Origin of the sequence: Nocardiopsis eucommiae (genome assembly GCF_965344335.1) — a bacterium.
Taxonomy (GTDB): Bacteria; Actinomycetota; Actinomycetes; order Streptosporangiales; family Streptosporangiaceae; genus Nocardiopsis; species Nocardiopsis eucommiae.
Window position 1 is genome coordinate 46,091 of the sequence record NZ_CBDRIY010000020.1, and the last position, 16,690, is coordinate 62,780.

Here is a 16,690-nt window from a genome sequence, read left to right on the forward strand (position 1 = left end):
ACAAACCAAAGACCCGTCCAGGGGGTGTCCCATGCCGAATATCGGTCCGTCCGACGACGGCCCGTCGGCCCTCGCCGAACGCGAACAGCGAATCCTCGCCTTCGAACGCCAGTGGTGGAAGTTCGAGGGATCCAAGGAACAGGCGATCCGTGACGAGTTCGGGTTCTCCGCGACCCGCTACTACCAACTGCTCAACGGCCTCGTCGAGCGCCCCGAGGCGCTCGCCTTCGACCCCATGACCGTCAAGCGCCTGCGCCGTCTGCGTGCCGACCGCAGACGTCAGCGCAACGCCCGTCAGCTGGGCATCCAGCTCTAGGGAGTGTTTTTTGGATGCTTTCGCCGGTGGTGGCGGAGCCGCCGTCGATGCGAGCGGGCCGTCCAGGCCATCTCTCGCAAGACGAGGAGCGAAGGCCAGCCCGGGGTTGGCTGTCCGAGCTTCATCGGCGCGGCGAGAGGCAGCCTGGTGGTCGCGAGCGCGGAATGATCCACAAAACACGGCCTAGGACGGTCGGGGCCTCCGGGGACTCCGGAGGGCAGGCCACCGCTCGGGTGCCGCACCCGCCCAGGAAACACCACAGCGCAGCCGACACCGACAAGGTCCACGCATGCCCTCGTCCCCAGCAGACGCCCTGCCCGTACCCACCACCGAGGCCGGGCGCGCCGCGCTCGCGGCACTGGTCTCGGACCCTTCGGGGGCTCTGGTCGCCTTCGACTTCGACGGCACACTGGCGCCCATCGTCGCCGACCCGCGTGACTCCGCGCCCCAGCCGGGGATCGTGGAGGCGCTGGCCGCGCTGGCGTCCCGCCTGGGGACCGTCGCGGTGATCACCGGCCGCCCAGCCGCCACCGTGGTGCGGCTCGGCGGCCTGGAGCGGGTGCCGGGGATCGTCGTGCTCGGCCACTACGGCGCCGAACGCTGGACGGACGGGCGCGTGGTCGCCGCCGACCCGCCACCCGGCGTGGCCCTGGTCCGCGAGGAGCTCCCCGCCCTCATCGACGCCTCAGGCGCGCCCTCGGGCACGTGGATCGAGGACAAGGGGCGTTCCCTGGCCGTGCACACCCGGCGCGCGGAGGACCCCGAGCGAGCCCTGGAACTGCTGTCCGGCCCCCTCTCCGCGCTCGCGGAGCGGGCCGACCTCCAGGTGGAGCCCGGTCGGCTGGTCATCGAGCTCCGTCCACAGGGTGTGGACAAGGGCGCGGCGCTCACCTCCCTGGTGGAGGAGAGGTCCGCCCGGAGTGTCCTGTTCGCCGGTGACGACCTGGGCGACCTGCCCGCCTTCGCCGCCGTCGCGGCCCTGCGCGGTCAGGGGGTCCCCGGACTCACCGTGTGCTCCTCCTCCGACGAGGTGACCGCGGTCGCGGACGCCGCCGACCTCGTCGTCCCCGGACCCGCCGGGTTGACCGACCTGCTCGGCCGACTCACGACGAGGATTCGTGGGCTTGCGGGGTGAGCGCCGAACGCGCGGCCGTGCGCAGGTCCACCAGGCCGGTCCGGTCCCGCCCGTAGTGCACCGCGTTGGTGAGCACGCCCACGTAGCGCCCGCTCTCGGGGTGCAGGAACAGGCTCGTGCCGGTGAACCCGTTGTGGTAGACCACGCCCTCCGGGGTGACCAGCCAGGCGAGCCCCCTGGACAGCCGCGCCCCCGCGTCGACCTGCGGTGACCAGCTCTCCCGGACGAACGACGCCGGGATGACCCCGCTCTCGCCGTCGTGCAGGCGCAGCACCTCCCGGGCGAAGGCTCCGAGGTCGATGGCGTTGCTGAACACCCCGGCGTGCCCGGAGACCCCGCCCATCAGCGCCGCCGCCTCGTCGTGCACCACGCCCCAGGAGGGCGCCGCGCCGACGAGGCGCCGTTCGGTCGGCGCCACGCTGGGCGACCTCGCGAGCGGTCCGTAGGTGGTGGAGCGCAGGCCGAGGTCGGCCCACAGGTCGTCGGCCAGCCGGTCCAGGGTGCTGCCGTACAGGCGCTCCAGGAGCAGGCCGAGCAGGATGAACCCGCGGTCGATGTACTGGTAGCCGGGCTCCTCCAGGGGGTCCGACAGGATCGCCTCGGCCAGGTCCTGGTCGGTGCCCACGTACCGTTCCATCCAGGCCACCTGGTTGAGGCGGCTCGTGTGCGTGAGGATCTGCCGGGTGGTCACCCAGGCCCCGGGGAGGTCCTCGCCGGGAAAGTATTCGGACATCGGGGCGTTGATGTCCAGAACCCCCTCCGCGATCGCCCTCCCGACCAGCGGCCAGGTCGCCATCACCTTCGTCAGGCTCGCCACGTCGTACGCGACGTCGGGCGCGGTGTCGTGCTCACCGTCGGTCCGGCCGACCGCCACGAACTCCCACATCCCACCGGTGCCGACCACGGCGGCCCCACCGGGCAACCAGTCCGCGTCCACCATCACCTTCAGGACGCCACGGATCCGCGCCCCAGTCTCCGTGAGCCAGTCACCATCACGCACAACACGCCTCCCCCCGAGCGGTCTCCCCCACTTCTCGGCGGATACCCCGTTCACTCCGGCTTGTCACACCCGTGCCGTCTCCGAACAGTACGAAACCCCCGCAGGTCATGGCCGTAACCACACCGCTGTGGCGTGGCGTCGTCCCAGGCCACACGCACGGGCCGGAGCGGGCCCCGCGCACCGCTCCGGCCTCGGGCTCCGCGGGCGGGGCGAAGTAGGCTGGCGCCACGCAGTTCCGAGGAGGACGATGAGCAGCAAGACCCCCGTTCCCGCCGGTTTCGTCGGCGTGGCCGGAAACATCGGGATCAAGGACCCCCAGGACGACTTCTTCACGGTGGTCTCCCAGGTCCCCACGGCGGTCTCCGCCGTGTTCACGCAGTCCCGGTTCGCCGGGCCCAGCGTGCGGCTCAGCCGCGAGGCCGCCGCCGACGGCCGGGCCCGAGGCGTCACCGTGATCGCCCGCAACGCCAACGTGGCGACCGGCCAGATCGGCACCGCCGACGCGCGCGAGGTGCAGGAGGGCGTGGCCCGCGCGGCCGGGGTCGACCCCGACGAGATCCTGATCGCCTCCACCGGGGTCATCGGCCGCCCCTACCCCATGGACCGCGTCCGCTCCTACCTGGAGGAGCTCCCGACCGAGTTCCCCCCGGCCGACCTGGACCGCTCCGCCGCGGCCATGATGACCACGGACACGCACCCCAAGATCGCCAGCGCGACGGTCGGCGGCGCGACCCTGACCGGGATCGCCAAGGGTGTCGGCATGATCGAGCCCAACATGGCGACCATGCTGACCTGGTTCTTCACCGACGCCGCACTGGAGCAGCCGGTCCTGGACGCGGTCTTCCGCCGGGTGGTGGACCGGACCTTCAACGCCCTGAGCATCGACACGGACACCTCCACCAGCGACTCCGCCGCGATCTTCGCCAACGGGCTGGCCGGACCGGTGGACGTCGCCGAGTTCGAGGAGGCCCTGTACGGGGTCGCGCTGAGCCTGGTGCGGATGATCGCCTCCGACGGCGAGGGCGCGGGCAAGCTCATCGAGGTGCGGATCACCGGTGCGCGCGACGACGCCCAGGCGAAGCGGATCGGCAAGGCCGTGGTGAACTCGCCCCTGGTCAAGACGGCGGTGCACGGCGCGGACCCGAACTGGGGCCGGGTCGCCATGGCGGTGGGCAAGTGCTCGGACGAGACCGACGTGTTCCCGGAGAACGTGCGGATCGTGTTCGGGGACGTGGAGACCTTCCCGAAGCAGGCCACGGAGGAGACCCTGGAGCGCGCCGCCCGCCACATGAAGGGCGACGAGGTGGTGATCAGCGTCGACCTGGGCATCTCCGAGGGCGCCTTCACGGTCTACGGCTGCGACCTCACCGAGGGCTACATCCGGATCAACGCCGACTACACGACCTGAGTCGCGTCCCGGACACACGAAGGCCCTGGTGGGAGCTCCACCAGGGCCTTCACGCGTTCCGACGGGCACACACGCGACTGGATCAGATGTGCACGGCGGGGCCGTCCGTCATCCGCCCCGCCCGCATGAACAGGGACAGCCCGGCGGCCACCAGCATGACCACGGCGGCGATCCCGAACGCCAGGTGCAGCCCGTCCAGGAAGGCGAGGTTGCTGGCCTGGGTGACCGCGGCGGCCGTGGCGGCGTCCGCGCCCTCGGGCAGGACCGCCCCACCCTGCGCGACGGTGCTCTGCATCCCGGAGAGGTCGCCGGAGGAGGGTTCTGCCAGACCGGCGTCGGCGTAGTGGCCGGGCAGCGTGGAGACGATGGTCGCGGACATCACCGCGCCCAGGACCGCCGTGCCCAGCGAGCCGCCGAGCTGCATGGCGGCCTGCTGGAGCGCGGCGGCGACCCCCGCGTACCGCACCGGCGCGTTGCCGATGATCGCGGCGGTGGCCCCGGTCATCACCAGGCTCAGGCCCACGCCCAGCAGCACGAAGGCCACGGAGACGTAGGGGACGCCGGTGTCGGCCTCCAGCCGGGAGAGCAGGAACATGCCCGCCGACGCGGACAGCAGGCCCGCCGTGGTGGGCAGGCGGGCGCCGACCCGGTCCAGGAGGCGCCCCGCGATGGGCGAGGTGATCGCCATCATCGCGGTCATGGAGATGAGCTGGAGACCGGTCTGGGCGGGGCTGAGGCCGCGCACGCCCTGGAGGTAGAAGGTGATGAAGAACAGCGAGCCCATGAGGCCCAGCGCCATCGCCACGGTCAGGACCACACCGATCGAGAGTGAGGGGTGCGCGAAGAGGGCCAGCGGGACGAGCGGCTGTTCGGGGCGGCGTTCCCACACGAGGAAGGCGGCGAAGAAGAGGACCGCCGCGCCCAGGGAGGCCAGGGTGACGGGGTGCGCCCAGCCGATGCTGGGCGCCTCGACCAGCGCCCACACCAGGGCGAAGATCGCGACGCTCACCAGGACGATGCCGGGCACGTCCATGCGGGACCCGGCGTCGGTGGGACGGTTGGCGGCGAGCAGCCACAGGCCCAGGGCCAGAGCGACGGCGCCCACCGGGACGTTGATGTAGAACACGGCCTCCCAGCTGAGGGCGCCGACGAGGAGCCCGCCCAGGATCGGGCCGCCGGCGGTGGCCGCGCCGATCAGGCTGCCGAACACGCCGAAGGCGCGGCCGAGCTTGGAGGGAGGGAAGCTGGCCCGCAGGAGCCCCATGGCGGAGGGCAGCAGCAGGGCCCCGAAAATCCCCTGGACGATCCGGAACGCGATCAGCATGATGACACCGGACGACAGGGCGATCGCCACGGAGGAGACCACGAACCCGATCACGCCGACCAGGTAGGTGTTCCGGTAGCCGAAGCGGTCACCGATCTTGCCCGCCGTGATGAGGAAGACCGCGAGTCCGAGCAGGTAGCCGTGGGTGACCCACTGGAGCTCGGCCAGGGAGGCGCCCAGGCTGGCGCCGATCGCGGGGTTGGCGACGGCCACGATGGTGCCGTCGAGGGCGACCATCATGACGCCGAAGGCGATCGCGACGAGGGTGGCCCAGGGGCTCTCGGTGAAGCGGGGCTTCGCCTCGTTCGCGACCGGAGGGTGCTGGTCCCTCGGGTCTCGTGGACTCTGCTCGGCCTGGGTGGTCATGTGCGCCCCGTGTTCTCTTCCGACTTCCCGTACCAGGCGAGATTATGTCAGTCGCTGACATTAGACAATCGCTGACATTTGTCAGTGACTGACATCACTGCGGTCCGCGTGTATCCTCCAGGGACAGGAAGCAGGCGTCTCAGCCGGGAGTGGAGGCACGTCCATGAGCACGACGAGCCCCGAGAACGTCGGACTGCGTGAGCGCAAGAAGGCGGAGCTGCGCACCACCCTCATCGACTCCGGGCTGCGCCTCTTCCACGAGAAGGGGTACGAGGCGACCACCACGGAGGAGATCGCCGCCTGCGCGGGGGTCTCCCAGCGGACGTTCTTCCGGTACTTCGCCTCCAAGGAGAACGTGGTCCTGGAGGCGATCGAGGAGGTCGACGAACTCCTCTGCTCGTTCGTGCGCGAACGTCCCGCCGACGAGCCGCCCTTCCGCGCGCTGCGCAACGCGATGCGCGACCACTGGGAGGTGCTGGAGCGCGAGGAGCTGCACCTCCAGGGGAGCGCGGCCAACTTCATCTCACGGAGCCCCGAGCTCATCGAGGTGAACATGCGCTACTGCGCCCGCCGCCAGTCCCGTCTCGCGCGCGTCATCGCCGAACGCGCCGGAGTGGACCCGGCCGACCACCGGCCCGCCCTGGTGGCGGCGGTCTTCTACGCGACGCTCAACAACGGATTCCAGGTCTGGGCGGACTCGGGGTGCGGCGACAACACCGACGGCCTGCTCCGGTGCTTCCTCGAACAGCTCGACCTCGTCCCCGAGGCCGTCTGCGGGAACTGGGGCCGGGATGGTGGCTGAGGAGGTCGTCCCCGTCCTGCGCGTAACCGACGCCGCCGTCGCGCTCCGCTGGTACCAGCGGCTCGGCTTCGCTCTGGAGTGGGAGCACCGCTTCGAGCCGGGCTTTCCGACCTTCATGGAGATCGGACGGGGGCCGATCCGGCTCTTCCTGTCCGAGCACACGGGCGACGCCCGCCCCGACACCCTGGTCTACCTGCGGGTGCGGGACGTGGACGCCGTCGCCGCCGAGTTCGGCGCCGCCGTGGAGGAGGCTCCCTGGGCGCGCGAGACCGAACTCCGCGACCCGGACGGGAATCGCCTGCGCGTGGGCACCCCGAAGGCCTAGCTACGCCGCGCGCCCGCCGGTCCCCGGCGGACGCGCGAAGAGGCCCCGGGGAACCCGGGGCCTCTTCGGGGGCTACGGCGGTTCAGGAATCCGGACGATCCCTGAACCTCCCGCGATCAGAGGTCGGTGACCTCCGCGTGGGCCGCCTTCCGGACCGACTCGCGAGCGTGCGCGGGGGTCTCCGCGTTGAGAGCGAGACTGGCCAGCGCCCGGCACTCCTCCTCGGTGTGCCGCGCCAGGGCGAAGCGCACGGCGGGCAGTGCCGGGGGCGCGGCCGACAGGCTGGTCACGCCCAGACCCACCAGTACCAGCGCCAGCAGCGGGTCGGCGGCGGCCTCGCCGCACACCCCCACGGAGCGCTCCGCCCGCTGCCCGGCCGACCCCACCTGGCCGATCAGGCTCAGGAGCGCGGGCTGCCAGGGGTCCAGCAGGTCCGGCAGCGAACCCAGGGTGCGGTCGGCCGCCATCGTGTACTGCGCCAGGTCGTTGGTGCCGATGGACACGAAGTCCACCCGGGACAGCAGACGGTCCGCCAGCAGCGCGGCGGCGGGGACCTCCACCATCACGCCGACCTCGGTGATCCCGGCGGAGCGGGCGAGGGTGGCGAACTCCTCGGTCTCGGCGGGCGTGGACACCATCGGCGCCATCACCCGCACCCGGGTGCCCTCGCAGGCCTTCGTCGCCGCCGCGATGGCGGTGAGCTGGTCGGAGAGCAGGTTCGGGTGCACCCGCGCGGTGCGGAAACCGCGCACACCCAGCGCGGGGTTGTCCTCCTCGCCGGTGTCAGCGAAGGCCAGCGGCTTGTCCGAGCCCGCGTCCAGGGTCCGCACGGTCACCGTACGGCCCTCGAAGGCGCGGAACAGGTTGGTGTAGGACTCGGTCTGCTCGGCGACCGTCGGCGGCTCCGCCCGGTCGAGGAACAGGAACTCGGTGCGCAGCAGGCCGATGCCCTCACTGTCGTGCGCACCGGCCTCGTCCGGGTCGCCCTCGCCCGCGTTGAGCAGCAGGGACACGGCGACACCGTCGGCGGTGCGGCCGGGGCCGGAGCTCTCCGCCAGCACGGCGCGGCGCCGCTCGGCCCGCAGGCGCACCCGCTCGGCCACCTCCGGGTCCGGGTCCACCTCGACGGTGCCCTGGTCCCCGTCCACGGCCACGACGGTGCCGTCGGCCAGGTCGGCGGCCCCCGGGCAGCCCACCACGGCGGGCAGGCCCAGGGAACGCGCGAGGATGACGGTGTGGCTGGTGGGCCCGCCGAGGCGGGTGACGATGGCCTTCACCTGGTCGGTGTCCAGACGCACGGTGTCGGCGGGCGCCAGGTCCTCGGCCACCAGCACGTGCGGGTGACCGGGGTCCGGCAGCCCGGGCATGGGCAGGCCCAGGAGGACGGAGACCGCCCGGTCCCGGATGTCGGCCAGGTCGGCGGCGCGCTCGGCCAGGTAGCCGCCGGCCGCGAGGAGCAGGTCCTGGTAGCGGCCGCAGGCCTCCCGCACCGCCCAGGCGGCGGCGCGGCCGCCCGCGACACCCTCCTCGACCTGGCGCCGCAGCTCCGGGTCCCGGGCCATGAGCGCCTGGGCGTTGAGCACCGCGGCGGCCTCACCGTCGAGCCCGGCGGCGCGTCCCTCCAGGTCGGTGGCCACGCTCTCCAGCGCGTCACGCGCGGCCTCCTGCTCGGCCCCGACGTCGGCCACCTCGGGCTCGACGTCCGGGAGGGAGGGCGGGGCCGCCATCCTGGCCACCGGAGCGACGGCCCCACCCGGACCAGCCGCGATGCCTTCCAGTGCCCGGGTGGGGTTCGTCTGCTCCATGTGTGCTCTCCTGAGGGGGTCTGTTTTCGACTAGCCAACCCGGAAACGGCGTGCGACGCCAGGGTCGATCCGGGATCCGTGCGACGAGCGTCAGGGCTCGATGGTCACCTTGACGGCCGTGCCCGAGGCCACGGTCTCGATCGCCTTGTGGACGTCGGACAACGGCATCCGCTCAGTGATGAGGTCCGAGACGGGGACGGCGCCCGTGGAGATCAGTTCGAGGGCGCGCTTGTTGTGCTCGGGGCTGGAGCCGTTCGCGCCGAAGATCGAGATCTCCTTGTAGTGCACGACGTTGGCGTCCAGCTGGATGACGGGCGCGTCCTTGGGCAGCCCGCCGAAGAAGCTGATGCGTCCGCTGCGCGCCACCATCTGGAGCGCGTCCTCCTGCGCCTTCCCGGAGGCGGCGGCGGTGATGACCACGTCCGCGCCGCGCTCGCCGGTGAGGCGGCGCACCTCCGCGACCGCGTCGGTCTCCTCGCCGCAGATCGAGGCGTCCGGCTCCACGAGGGCGGCGGACATGTCCAGGCGGCCCCGGTTCAGGTCCACCAGGTACACCTTGGCCGCGCCCTTGGCCCGGGCCAGCCGGACGTGCAGGCAGCCGATGGGACCGGCGCCCATGACCACGACCGTGTCGCCCTCGCCCACCCCGGCGATCTCCTGGCCGTTGAGCACGCAGGCCAGCGGCTCGGCCACGGAGGCCTCCGCGAGGTCCACGTTGTCGGGCACCCGGTTGACGCCGTCCACCGCGAGGACGGCCTCGGGGATGATCATGTACTCGGCGAAACCGCCGTCGTAGTGGTAGCCCATGGACTCCTGGTTGGAGCAGACCGTGAACCGACCGTCGGAGCACTCCACGCACTTCCCGCACGGGATGGCCGCGATGACCTGGACCCGGTCGCCCTCGGCCCAGCCGTCGACGCCCTCGCCGACCTCGACGATCCGGCCCGCGATCTCGTGGCCGATGACCCGGGGCGGGCGGATGTGGTGGTGGCCGTGCTTGGAGATCTTCACGTCGGTGCCGCAGGTGGAGCAGTTGGCGACGGCGATCTTGAGCTGCCCCGGTCCGGGGGTGGGCTCGGGTGCCTGCTCCAGACGGATGTCACCTGGGGCGTAGAAGCGGGCGACGAGCATGTTCGGGCCTTTCTGGTGGGGCTTGGCCGGGGCGGGTCCTCCGCCCCGGCCGGTGGAGCGTGCTGTGGTGCGGGCTCAGCCCGCGGCGGGTGCGAGGAGTTCGAGGACGTCGTCCACGCTGGTGGCGGAGCGCAGGCGCGCCGCGCGCTCGGGGTCGGTGAGGACCCCGGCCAGCGAGGACAGCACCTTGAGGTGCTCGTCACCGGAGGCGGCGATGCCGATGGCGACGTGCACGGTGGGCCCGCCCCAGTCGACCCCCTCCGGGAACTGGATCACGGCCAGGGCCGTGTTCCTGACCATCGTCCGCGAGGCGTCGGTGCCGTGCGGGATGGCCACCCCCTCCCCCACGAACGTGGGGATGGAGGCCTCGCGCTCGTGCATGGCGGGCACGTACCCGGGCTCGACGGCGCCGAGCTCCACGAGGAGGGCGCCGCACTGGTCGATGGCGTCCGCGCGGTCCTTGGCGGTCCCGCCCAGCCGCACCGACTCGGCGGTGAGGGTGAGGTCAGTCGGCAAGGGTGCCACCGTCCCGGATGGCCGCCTCCACACGGGCGAAGGCGGGGTCGCCGAGGAACATCTGGAAGGGCACGACCACGGTGTCGGTGACGCGGTGGCGGGCGCGGTCGACCAGGCCGGTGTGGCACAGGACGAGGTCGGCGTCCTCGGGGATGCGGTCGACCGGCGAGTGCTCGACGCTGACGCCGTGGGGGGACAGGGTCTTCTTGAGCTGCGAGGTGAGCAGGACGCTGCTGCCCATCCCGGCGTCGCAGGCGACGACGACCTTCTTGATGTCCGAGCCTTCGATGGTGGCCATGAACGGTTCTCCCGGTTCGGTGGTGAGTGGGTTTCGGTGGGCTACTCGCCCTGGTCGGCCTTGGCCTTGTCCTTGTCGGCCTTGGCCTTCTCGGCCTCGGCGGCCTCGCGCTCCGCCTTGCGCTCGGCCCGGCCGAAGCCGAGGAGGAGCGAGGCGACGGCGAACGAGGCGAGCGTGCCGACCAGGACACCAGCCAGGACGCCGATGTGGTCGCCGCGCGGGGTGACCGCCATGAGCGCGAAGATGCTGCCGGGTGCCGGGGTGGCGAGCAGGCCGACGTCGAAGAGGAGGAACGTGGTGATGCCGGACATGCCGCCCGCGATGGCCGCGAGGATCAGCTTGGGCTGGGCGAGGATGTACGGGAAGTAGATCTCGTGGATGCCGCCGAAGAAGTGGATGATGATCGCACCGGGGGCGGTCGCCCTGCTCAGCTTCGGGCCGAAGAGCATGCAGGCCAGGAGGATGCCCAGACCGGGGCCGGGGCTGGTCTCGATGAGGAACTCGATGGCCTTGCCCTGGTCCGCGACCCGCACCACGCCGAGGGGTCCGAGGACACCGTGGTTGATGGCGTTGTTGAGGAACAGGACCTTGGCGGGCTCGATGATGATCGAGACCAGCGGCAGGACCGAGAGGTCGATCAGGAACTGCACGCCCTTGCCCAGCCCGGACGCGATGGCGGTGACCACCGGCCCGATGGCGTAGAGCCCCGTGATGGCCATGAGGCCACCGAGGATGCCCGCGCTGAAGTTGTTGACCAGCATCTCGAAGCCGCTGGGGGTCCGGGGCTGGAGGACCTTGTCGATCTGCTTGATCAGGTAGGCCGCGAGCGGACCGGCCAGCATGGCGCCGAGGAACATCGGGATGTCGGCGGAGACGATCACACCGATGGTCGCGATGGCGCCGACCACGCCGCCGCGCTTGTCGTAGATGAGGTGACCGCCGGTGTACCCGATCAGCAGCGGCAGCAGGAAGCCGATCATCGGGTCGACGAGCTGGGCCATGTGCTCGTTGGGCCACCAGCCGTCGGGGATGAACAGCGCCGTGATGAGGCCCCAGGCGATGAACGCGCCGATGTTGGGCATCACCATGCTCGCCAGGAATCCGCCGAAGCGCTGGACTCGGGAGCGCACGGCGACGAGTCTGCCTTGCTGGGTTGACATGGGGGAACCTCCTGGGAGGTCCGGCGGGCGGTCTGCCTCGGCCGGGAAGGGAATGGCTGTGGGGTGGTCAGGCTGTGGGGTCGTCAGACGGAGCGGACGGAGGGACCGGCCGTCTCCAGTTCGTCCGAGAGTCCGTCCGCGATTCCGTCGTCGGTGATGACGAGGTCGAGGTCCTCGACGGCGGCGAAGCGGGCGAAGTGGTCGTTGCCGACCTTGGTGTGGTCGGCGAGGAGCACGGAGCGCCGGGAGGAGGCGATCATGGCCCGCTTGACCTCGGCCTCGGCCGGGTCGGGGGTGGTCAGACCACGTTCGACGGACACTCCGTTGGTGGCCATGAAGGCCACGTCGACGAAGCACTCGGAGAGGGCCCGCAGGGCCCAGGCCTCGACGCTGGCCTGAGTCCTGGTGCGCAGGCGCCCACCGAGGAGCATGAGGTTGATGTTGGTTCGGGGAGTGAGGGTGAGGGCTATCGAGAGGGAGTTGGTGACGACGGTGAGCTCGCGGTCCGTGGGCAGCTGTTCGGCCAGGCGCCCCGTGGTGGATCCGGCGTCCAGGAGGATGGCGCCCTCGTCGGGGAGTTCGGCGAGCGCGGCCTTGGCGATCCGCTCCTTCTCCTGGGTCATGACGGAGTCGCGCACAGTGAGAGCGGGCTCGAAGCCCAGTCGCTCGACGGGGATCGCGCCACCGTGGACCCTGCGCAGGACCCCGTGCCGCTCCAGGGCGGTGAGGTCGCGGCGGACGGTCTCGTAGGTCACGTCGAACTCCGAGGCGAGCCCCGTGACGTCGACCCGGCCTTCGTGGCGGGCGCGTTCGAGGATCACCTTCTGGCGCTCTTCCGCGTACATGTTGGATCACCTGTGTTTCGGTGTGGTTTTCGGTGAGTTTAATGGTGTTGCATGGGACACACAAGGGGTATCTCCCCCCAATATTCCAGCAACCCCACCGCGTTGCCAGGAGAGGGATCATCCGACCCTCGGGCGGTGTGACCAGGAGGCGGCAGGACCCCCGCCCACCCCGGGTCGCTGAAGAGGACCCATCGGATCCGCGTCACACCATTGACACACACAGACAAACACACATAATCAAAGACAGAACCACATCACCATGGAGCCACCCCACAGCCAGCCGAACCCCCACCTCCTCGGGCGCACCCCTCCACCCCGGAGGCACCGGACCGGGCGCGTCACACCCCTCGAAGAGAGCACCCATGATCCTGACCCTCACCCCGAACCCGAGCGTCGACCACACCCTTGAGGTCGACCGCCTCGTCCGAGGCGAGGTCCTCCGCGTGCGCGCCACCCGCTCCCAGGCGGGCGGCAAGGGAGTGAACGTCTCCCGGGCCCTGTTCGGCAACGGGATCACCACCCGGGCGGTCCTCCCCGTCGGCGGTGGCGGGGGGGCCGAACTCGTCACCCTCCTCGACGACCTGCCCCGCGTCACCGTCCCCATCTCCGGGGAGACCCGCGCGAACGTCACCGTCACCGAGACCGACGGCACCACCACCAAGCTCAACGCCGCCGGCCCCACGATGTCCCCCGAGGAGATCGAGGCCCTGCTCGGCGCCCTGGAGGACGAGCTGACCCGCTCCCCCTCTTGGGTGGTGGCCAGCGGCAGCCTGCCCGCCGGGGTCCCCGAGGACCTGTACGTGCGGGTCGCGAGCCTGGCCGCCGCCCACGGCGTGCCGCTGGCCCTGGACACCTCCGGAGCACCCCTGACGGCCGCCGCCAAGGCGGGGTCGATCTCCCTGCTCAAGCCCAACCACGAGGAACTCGCGGCGCTGGTCGGCCGGGAGCTCCCCACCCTCGGAGACGTCACCGAGGCCGCCCGCGAGGTCCTCGCCTGGGGCAACGAGGCGGCCCTAGTCACCCTCGGCGGCCACGGCGCCCTGCTCGTCACGGAGCGGGACGCGCATTGGGCGCGCGGCCCCCGGGTACGCACCCTCAGTACCGTGGGCGCGGGCGACAGCGCGCTCGCGGGGTTCCTCGCCGGAGAGCACTCCCCCCAGGAGCGCCTCCGTCAGGCCGTGGCCTGGGGGACCGCGGCCGTCGCACTCCCCGGGACGACCGTCCCCCACCTCGACGACGTCGCCACCGACGCGGTCGGCCCGGCCACCGAGCCCGACCCGTCCTGGCGGATCGACCCGTCCTGACCGACCGTTCCACAGCCACAGCCCGCCGCGAACGGGGCCGGACCACCCGGCCCCGCCCGACACCCTCCAAGGACTGACATGCCCGAGCGCACCGTTGTCATCGGCTCCCTCCTCGGCCTGCACGCCCGGCCCGCGACCCTCTTCGTCCAGGCGGTCAACGAGACCGGCCTGCCCGTGACCGTCTCCCGCGCGGACCACAAGCCGGTGGACGCCCGCAGCGTGCTCGCGGTGATGGCGATGGGGGCCTCGCACGGCGAGACCGTCACGCTGACCTGTGAGGACGAGGGGTCGGACGCGGCCCTGGACGGGCTCGTGGAGATGCTGGGCAAGGAACTGGACCCGAAGTAGCCCGTACCGGGGCGGGCGGCCGTCCCCGCCCGCCCCTCAGATCAGCCCCGCGTCCAGCAGGCGCACGGCCTCCTCGCGCATCTCCACCTTGCGGACCTTGCCGGTGACCGTCATGGGGAACTCGTCCACGACGTGGACGTAACGCGGGATCTTGTAGTGCGCGATCCGGCCCTCGCAGAAGGCGCGCAGGGCGTCGGCGGTGAGGGGCTCGGCTCCGTCGCGCATGCGCACCCACACCATGAGCTCCTCGCCGTACCGGTGGTCGGGAACGCCGATGACCTGCGCGTCCAGCAGGTCAGGGTGGGTGTACAGCACCTCCTCCACCTCGCGCGGGTAGACGTTCTCGCCGCCGCGGATCACCATGTCCTTGATCCGACCGGTGATTCCCACGTAGCCGTCGTGGTCCATGACGGCGAGGTCGCCGGTGTGCATCCAGCGGCCCGCGTCGATCACCTCGGCGGTCCGGTCGGGCTCGTTCCAGTAGCCGAGCATCACCGAGTAGCCCCGGGTGCAGAGTTCGCCGGGGGTGCCGCGCGGGACCGTGACCCCGGAGTCGGGATCGACGACCTTCACCTCCAGGTGCGGCCCCACCCTCCCCACGGTGGACACCCGGCGCTCCACCGAGTCGTCGGTGCGGGTCTGGGTGCTCACCGGGGAGGTCTCCGTCATCCCGTAGCAGATCGACACCTCGGCCATCCCCATCCGGTCGATGACCTGGCGCATCACCTCGACCGGACACGGCGACCCGGCCATGATCCCGGTCCGGAGCGTGGAGAGGTCGTAGGAGTCGAAGTCGGGGAGGGCGAGCTCCGCGATGAACATGGCGGGCACGCCGTACAGCGAGGTGCAGCGTTCGGCCTGGACGGCGTCGAGCGCCGTGGCGGGGTCGAACCCGGGGCCGGGGATGACCATGCAGGCGCCGTGGGTGGTCGCCGCGAGGTTCCCCATCACCATGCCGAAGCAGTGGTAGAAGGGCACCGGGATGCAGACGCGGTCGGCCTCCGTGTATCCCAGCAGCTCACCGACCGAGAAGCCGTTGTTCAGGATGTTGTGGTGGGAGAGGGTCGCACCCTTGGGGAACCCCGTCGTGCCGGAGGTGTACTGGATGTTGACCGGGTCGTCCGGGGAGAGCGTGGCCTCGATCCCGGCCAGTCTCCCGGGATCCCCGCCGTCACCGGCCGCGAGCAGGGCGTCCCACGCGGGACCGTCGAAGAGCACCGCCTCGCGCAGGTCGGGGCACTTCCCGCGCACCCGCTCGATCATCCCGGCGTAGTCGGAGGTCTTGAAGGAGGGGGCGGCGACCAGCACGGAGACGCCCGCCTGGTTGAGCACGTACTCCAGCTCGTGGGTCCGGTAGGCGGGGTTGATGTTCACCAGGACGGCGCCGATGCGGGCGGTCGCGTACTGCACGAGGACCCACTCGGACCGGTTGGGCGACCAGAGGCCGACCCGGTCGCCCTGGACCACACCGAGGTCGAGCAGGCCCAGCGCCACCCTCTCGACCTCCGCGCCGAACTCCGCGTAGGTGAGTCGGAGGCCGGAGGCGCGGTCCACCAGAGCGTCCCGGTCGGGGTGCGCGGCGACGGTCCGGGCCAGGTTCCCGCCGATGGTGTCACCGAGCAGCGGGGTGGTCGAGGTACCGGAGGCGTAACTGGGGAGGGCGGCGTTCAGACTCAAGTCCAGGCTCCTAGCCGTGCGGGACGGGTGACCCCACGGCTGGCGCAGCGCGGTTCCACTCCGCCAGCCATGTAATACGGGTCACACCCAATCACGCGTTCCGGCTCCCGGGAAGGCCCTCCCCGATCGCTCCCGGGCGTCGCCTACTCCCTGATGCGGTGAACCTTGTGCGCGGCCGCCTGGGCACGCGGACGCACCACGAGCAGATCGACGTTGACGTGCGGCGGGCGGGTGATCGCCCACACGATGGTGTCGGCCACGTCCTCGGCGCTCAGCGGGTCGGGAACCCCGGCGTAGACCGCCTCGGCCCGCTCGGAGTCCCCGCGCAGCCGGTTCAGGGAGAACTCCTCCGTCCTGACCATGCCGGGGGCCACCTCCAGGACCCGGACCGGCTCCCCGCACAGTTCCAGGCGGAGCGTGGCGGCCAGCGTGTGGGCGCCGTGCTTGGCGGCCACGTACCCGCCGCCGCCCTCGTAGACCCCGTGTCCGGCCACCGAGGAGACGACCAGGACGGTGCCGTCCCCGCTCGCGATGAGCTTGGGCAGCAGGGCCTGGGTCATGTTGAGCACGCCCAGGACGTTGACCTCGTACATACGACGCCAGTCGGCGGGGTCGCCGGCGGCGACGGTCTCGGTGCCGATCGCCCCGCCCGCGTTGTTGACCAGCACGTCGCAGGAGCCCAGGGCCTCCGCGAAGGCGTCCACCGCCGGGCGGTCCGTGACGTCGAGGACCTGGGCGCGCGCCGAGTGACCGGCTCCGGTGATCTCCTCGGCCAGGGCCGCGATCCGGTCGGCGCGGCGGGCCACGAGGACCACGTCGTAGCCCTCGGCGGCGAGGCCGCGCGCGGTGGCGGCACCGATCCCGCTGCTGGCTCCGGTGACGACCGCGGTCGCTGTCATGTGGTTCCTCCCAAGGTCAGGTGTCGCGCCG

General features: G+C 71.6%; 17 protein-coding genes. 7 read left to right on the top strand and 10 right to left on the bottom strand.

What is annotated here, in order from left to right; all coding sequences use genetic code 11:
* Positions 1-31 precede the first annotated feature (31 nt).
* The gene (locus ACRWK8_RS14860) at positions 32-316 is read left to right on the top strand and encodes a DUF3263 domain-containing protein (RefSeq protein WP_431870953.1); all 285 of its coding nucleotides are present in this window, start codon (positions 32-34) and stop codon (positions 314-316) included.
* 289 nt (positions 317-605) lie between these two features.
* Positions 606-1,451: a trehalose-phosphatase gene (gene otsB / locus ACRWK8_RS14865; RefSeq protein ID WP_378737801.1), complete on the top strand. Its 846-nt coding sequence runs from the start codon at positions 606-608 to the stop codon at positions 1,449-1,451.
* Here the strand turns inward: otsB and ACRWK8_RS14870 are convergent.
* Positions 1,420-2,451: a serine hydrolase domain-containing protein gene (locus ACRWK8_RS14870; RefSeq protein ID WP_378737803.1), complete on the bottom strand. Its 1,032-nt coding sequence runs from the start codon at positions 2,449-2,451 to the stop codon at positions 1,420-1,422. The two genes, otsB and ACRWK8_RS14870, sit on opposite strands and share 32 nt — an antisense overlap.
* Before the next feature lie 247 nt (positions 2,452-2,698).
* Here ACRWK8_RS14870 and argJ point away from each other — a divergent pair, with 247 nt between their 5' ends.
* Positions 2,699-3,859 carry a bifunctional glutamate N-acetyltransferase/amino-acid acetyltransferase ArgJ gene (gene argJ / locus ACRWK8_RS14875; protein ID WP_378737805.1) on the top strand — a complete coding sequence of 387 codons (1,161 nt, stop codon included), beginning with the start codon at positions 2,699-2,701 and terminating at the stop codon, positions 3,857-3,859.
* Between the two features lie 82 nt (positions 3,860-3,941).
* Here argJ and ACRWK8_RS14880 read toward each other — a convergent pair whose 3' ends face one another.
* Positions 3,942-5,549, bottom strand: a complete 1,608-nt coding sequence (locus ACRWK8_RS14880; RefSeq protein ID WP_431870956.1) for an MFS transporter — start codon at positions 5,547-5,549, stop codon at positions 3,942-3,944.
* A 163-nt stretch (positions 5,550-5,712) separates the two neighbouring features.
* Here ACRWK8_RS14880 and ACRWK8_RS14885 point away from each other — a divergent pair, with 163 nt between their 5' ends.
* Both ACRWK8_RS14885 and ACRWK8_RS14890 read left to right on the top strand, forming a co-directional pair.
* Positions 5,713-6,351 (top strand): TetR/AcrR family transcriptional regulator, encoded by a 639-nt coding sequence (locus tag ACRWK8_RS14885; RefSeq protein ID WP_378737809.1) that lies wholly within the window; start codon positions 5,713-5,715, stop codon positions 6,349-6,351.
* Positions 6,341-6,676 (top strand): glyoxalase superfamily protein, encoded by a 336-nt coding sequence (locus tag ACRWK8_RS14890; protein WP_431870958.1) that lies wholly within the window; start codon positions 6,341-6,343, stop codon positions 6,674-6,676. The genes ACRWK8_RS14885 and ACRWK8_RS14890 overlap by 11 nt, the downstream gene beginning before the upstream one ends.
* Before the next feature lie 116 nt (positions 6,677-6,792).
* Here the strand turns inward: ACRWK8_RS14890 and ptsP are convergent, their stop codons facing one another.
* From ptsP to ACRWK8_RS14920, 6 genes are all read right to left on the bottom strand, one after another.
* Positions 6,793-8,481 (bottom strand): phosphoenolpyruvate--protein phosphotransferase, encoded by a 1,689-nt coding sequence (gene ptsP, locus ACRWK8_RS14895; RefSeq protein ID WP_431870960.1) that lies wholly within the window; start codon positions 8,479-8,481, stop codon positions 6,793-6,795.
* A gap of 90 nt (positions 8,482-8,571) precedes the next feature.
* The gene (locus ACRWK8_RS14900) at positions 8,572-9,612 is read right to left on the bottom strand and encodes a zinc-dependent dehydrogenase (protein WP_378737815.1); all 1,041 of its coding nucleotides are present in this window, start codon (positions 9,610-9,612) and stop codon (positions 8,572-8,574) included.
* 75 nt (positions 9,613-9,687) lie between these two features.
* Positions 9,688-10,128 carry a PTS mannitol transporter subunit IIA gene (locus ACRWK8_RS14905; protein ID WP_378737817.1) on the bottom strand — a complete coding sequence of 147 codons (441 nt, stop codon included), beginning with the start codon at positions 10,126-10,128 and terminating at the stop codon, positions 9,688-9,690.
* Positions 10,118-10,426: a PTS lactose transporter subunit IIB gene (locus ACRWK8_RS14910; RefSeq protein WP_378737819.1), complete on the bottom strand. Its 309-nt coding sequence runs from the start codon at positions 10,424-10,426 to the stop codon at positions 10,118-10,120. Before ACRWK8_RS14910 ends, ACRWK8_RS14905 begins: the two co-directional genes overlap by 11 nt.
* Before the next feature lie 41 nt (positions 10,427-10,467).
* Complete coding sequence (mtlA, locus tag ACRWK8_RS14915; protein WP_378737821.1) at positions 10,468-11,586, bottom strand: mannitol-specific PTS transporter subunit IIC; 1,119 nt, start codon at positions 11,584-11,586, stop codon at positions 10,468-10,470.
* A gap of 83 nt (positions 11,587-11,669) precedes the next feature.
* Positions 11,670-12,431, bottom strand: coding sequence for a DeoR/GlpR family DNA-binding transcription regulator (locus tag ACRWK8_RS14920; RefSeq protein WP_352388129.1), 762 nt, complete (start codon positions 12,429-12,431; stop codon positions 11,670-11,672).
* A 362-nt stretch (positions 12,432-12,793) separates the two neighbouring features.
* Here ACRWK8_RS14920 and pfkB point away from each other — a divergent pair, with 362 nt between their 5' ends.
* Positions 12,794-13,735 carry a 1-phosphofructokinase gene (pfkB, locus tag ACRWK8_RS14925; protein WP_378737823.1) on the top strand — a complete coding sequence of 314 codons (942 nt, stop codon included), beginning with the start codon at positions 12,794-12,796 and terminating at the stop codon, positions 13,733-13,735.
* Between the two features lie 78 nt (positions 13,736-13,813).
* The gene (locus ACRWK8_RS14930) at positions 13,814-14,083 is read left to right on the top strand and encodes an HPr family phosphocarrier protein (protein WP_378737825.1); all 270 of its coding nucleotides are present in this window, start codon (positions 13,814-13,816) and stop codon (positions 14,081-14,083) included.
* Between the two features lie 36 nt (positions 14,084-14,119).
* Here the strand turns inward: ACRWK8_RS14930 and ACRWK8_RS14935 are convergent, their stop codons facing one another.
* Complete coding sequence (locus tag ACRWK8_RS14935; RefSeq protein WP_431871011.1) at positions 14,120-15,754, bottom strand: AMP-binding protein; 1,635 nt, start codon at positions 15,752-15,754, stop codon at positions 14,120-14,122.
* Between the two features lie 149 nt (positions 15,755-15,903).
* Positions 15,904-16,659: an SDR family NAD(P)-dependent oxidoreductase gene (locus ACRWK8_RS14940; RefSeq protein WP_431870964.1), complete on the bottom strand. Its 756-nt coding sequence runs from the start codon at positions 16,657-16,659 to the stop codon at positions 15,904-15,906.
* Positions 16,660-16,690: the final 31 nt, after the last annotated feature.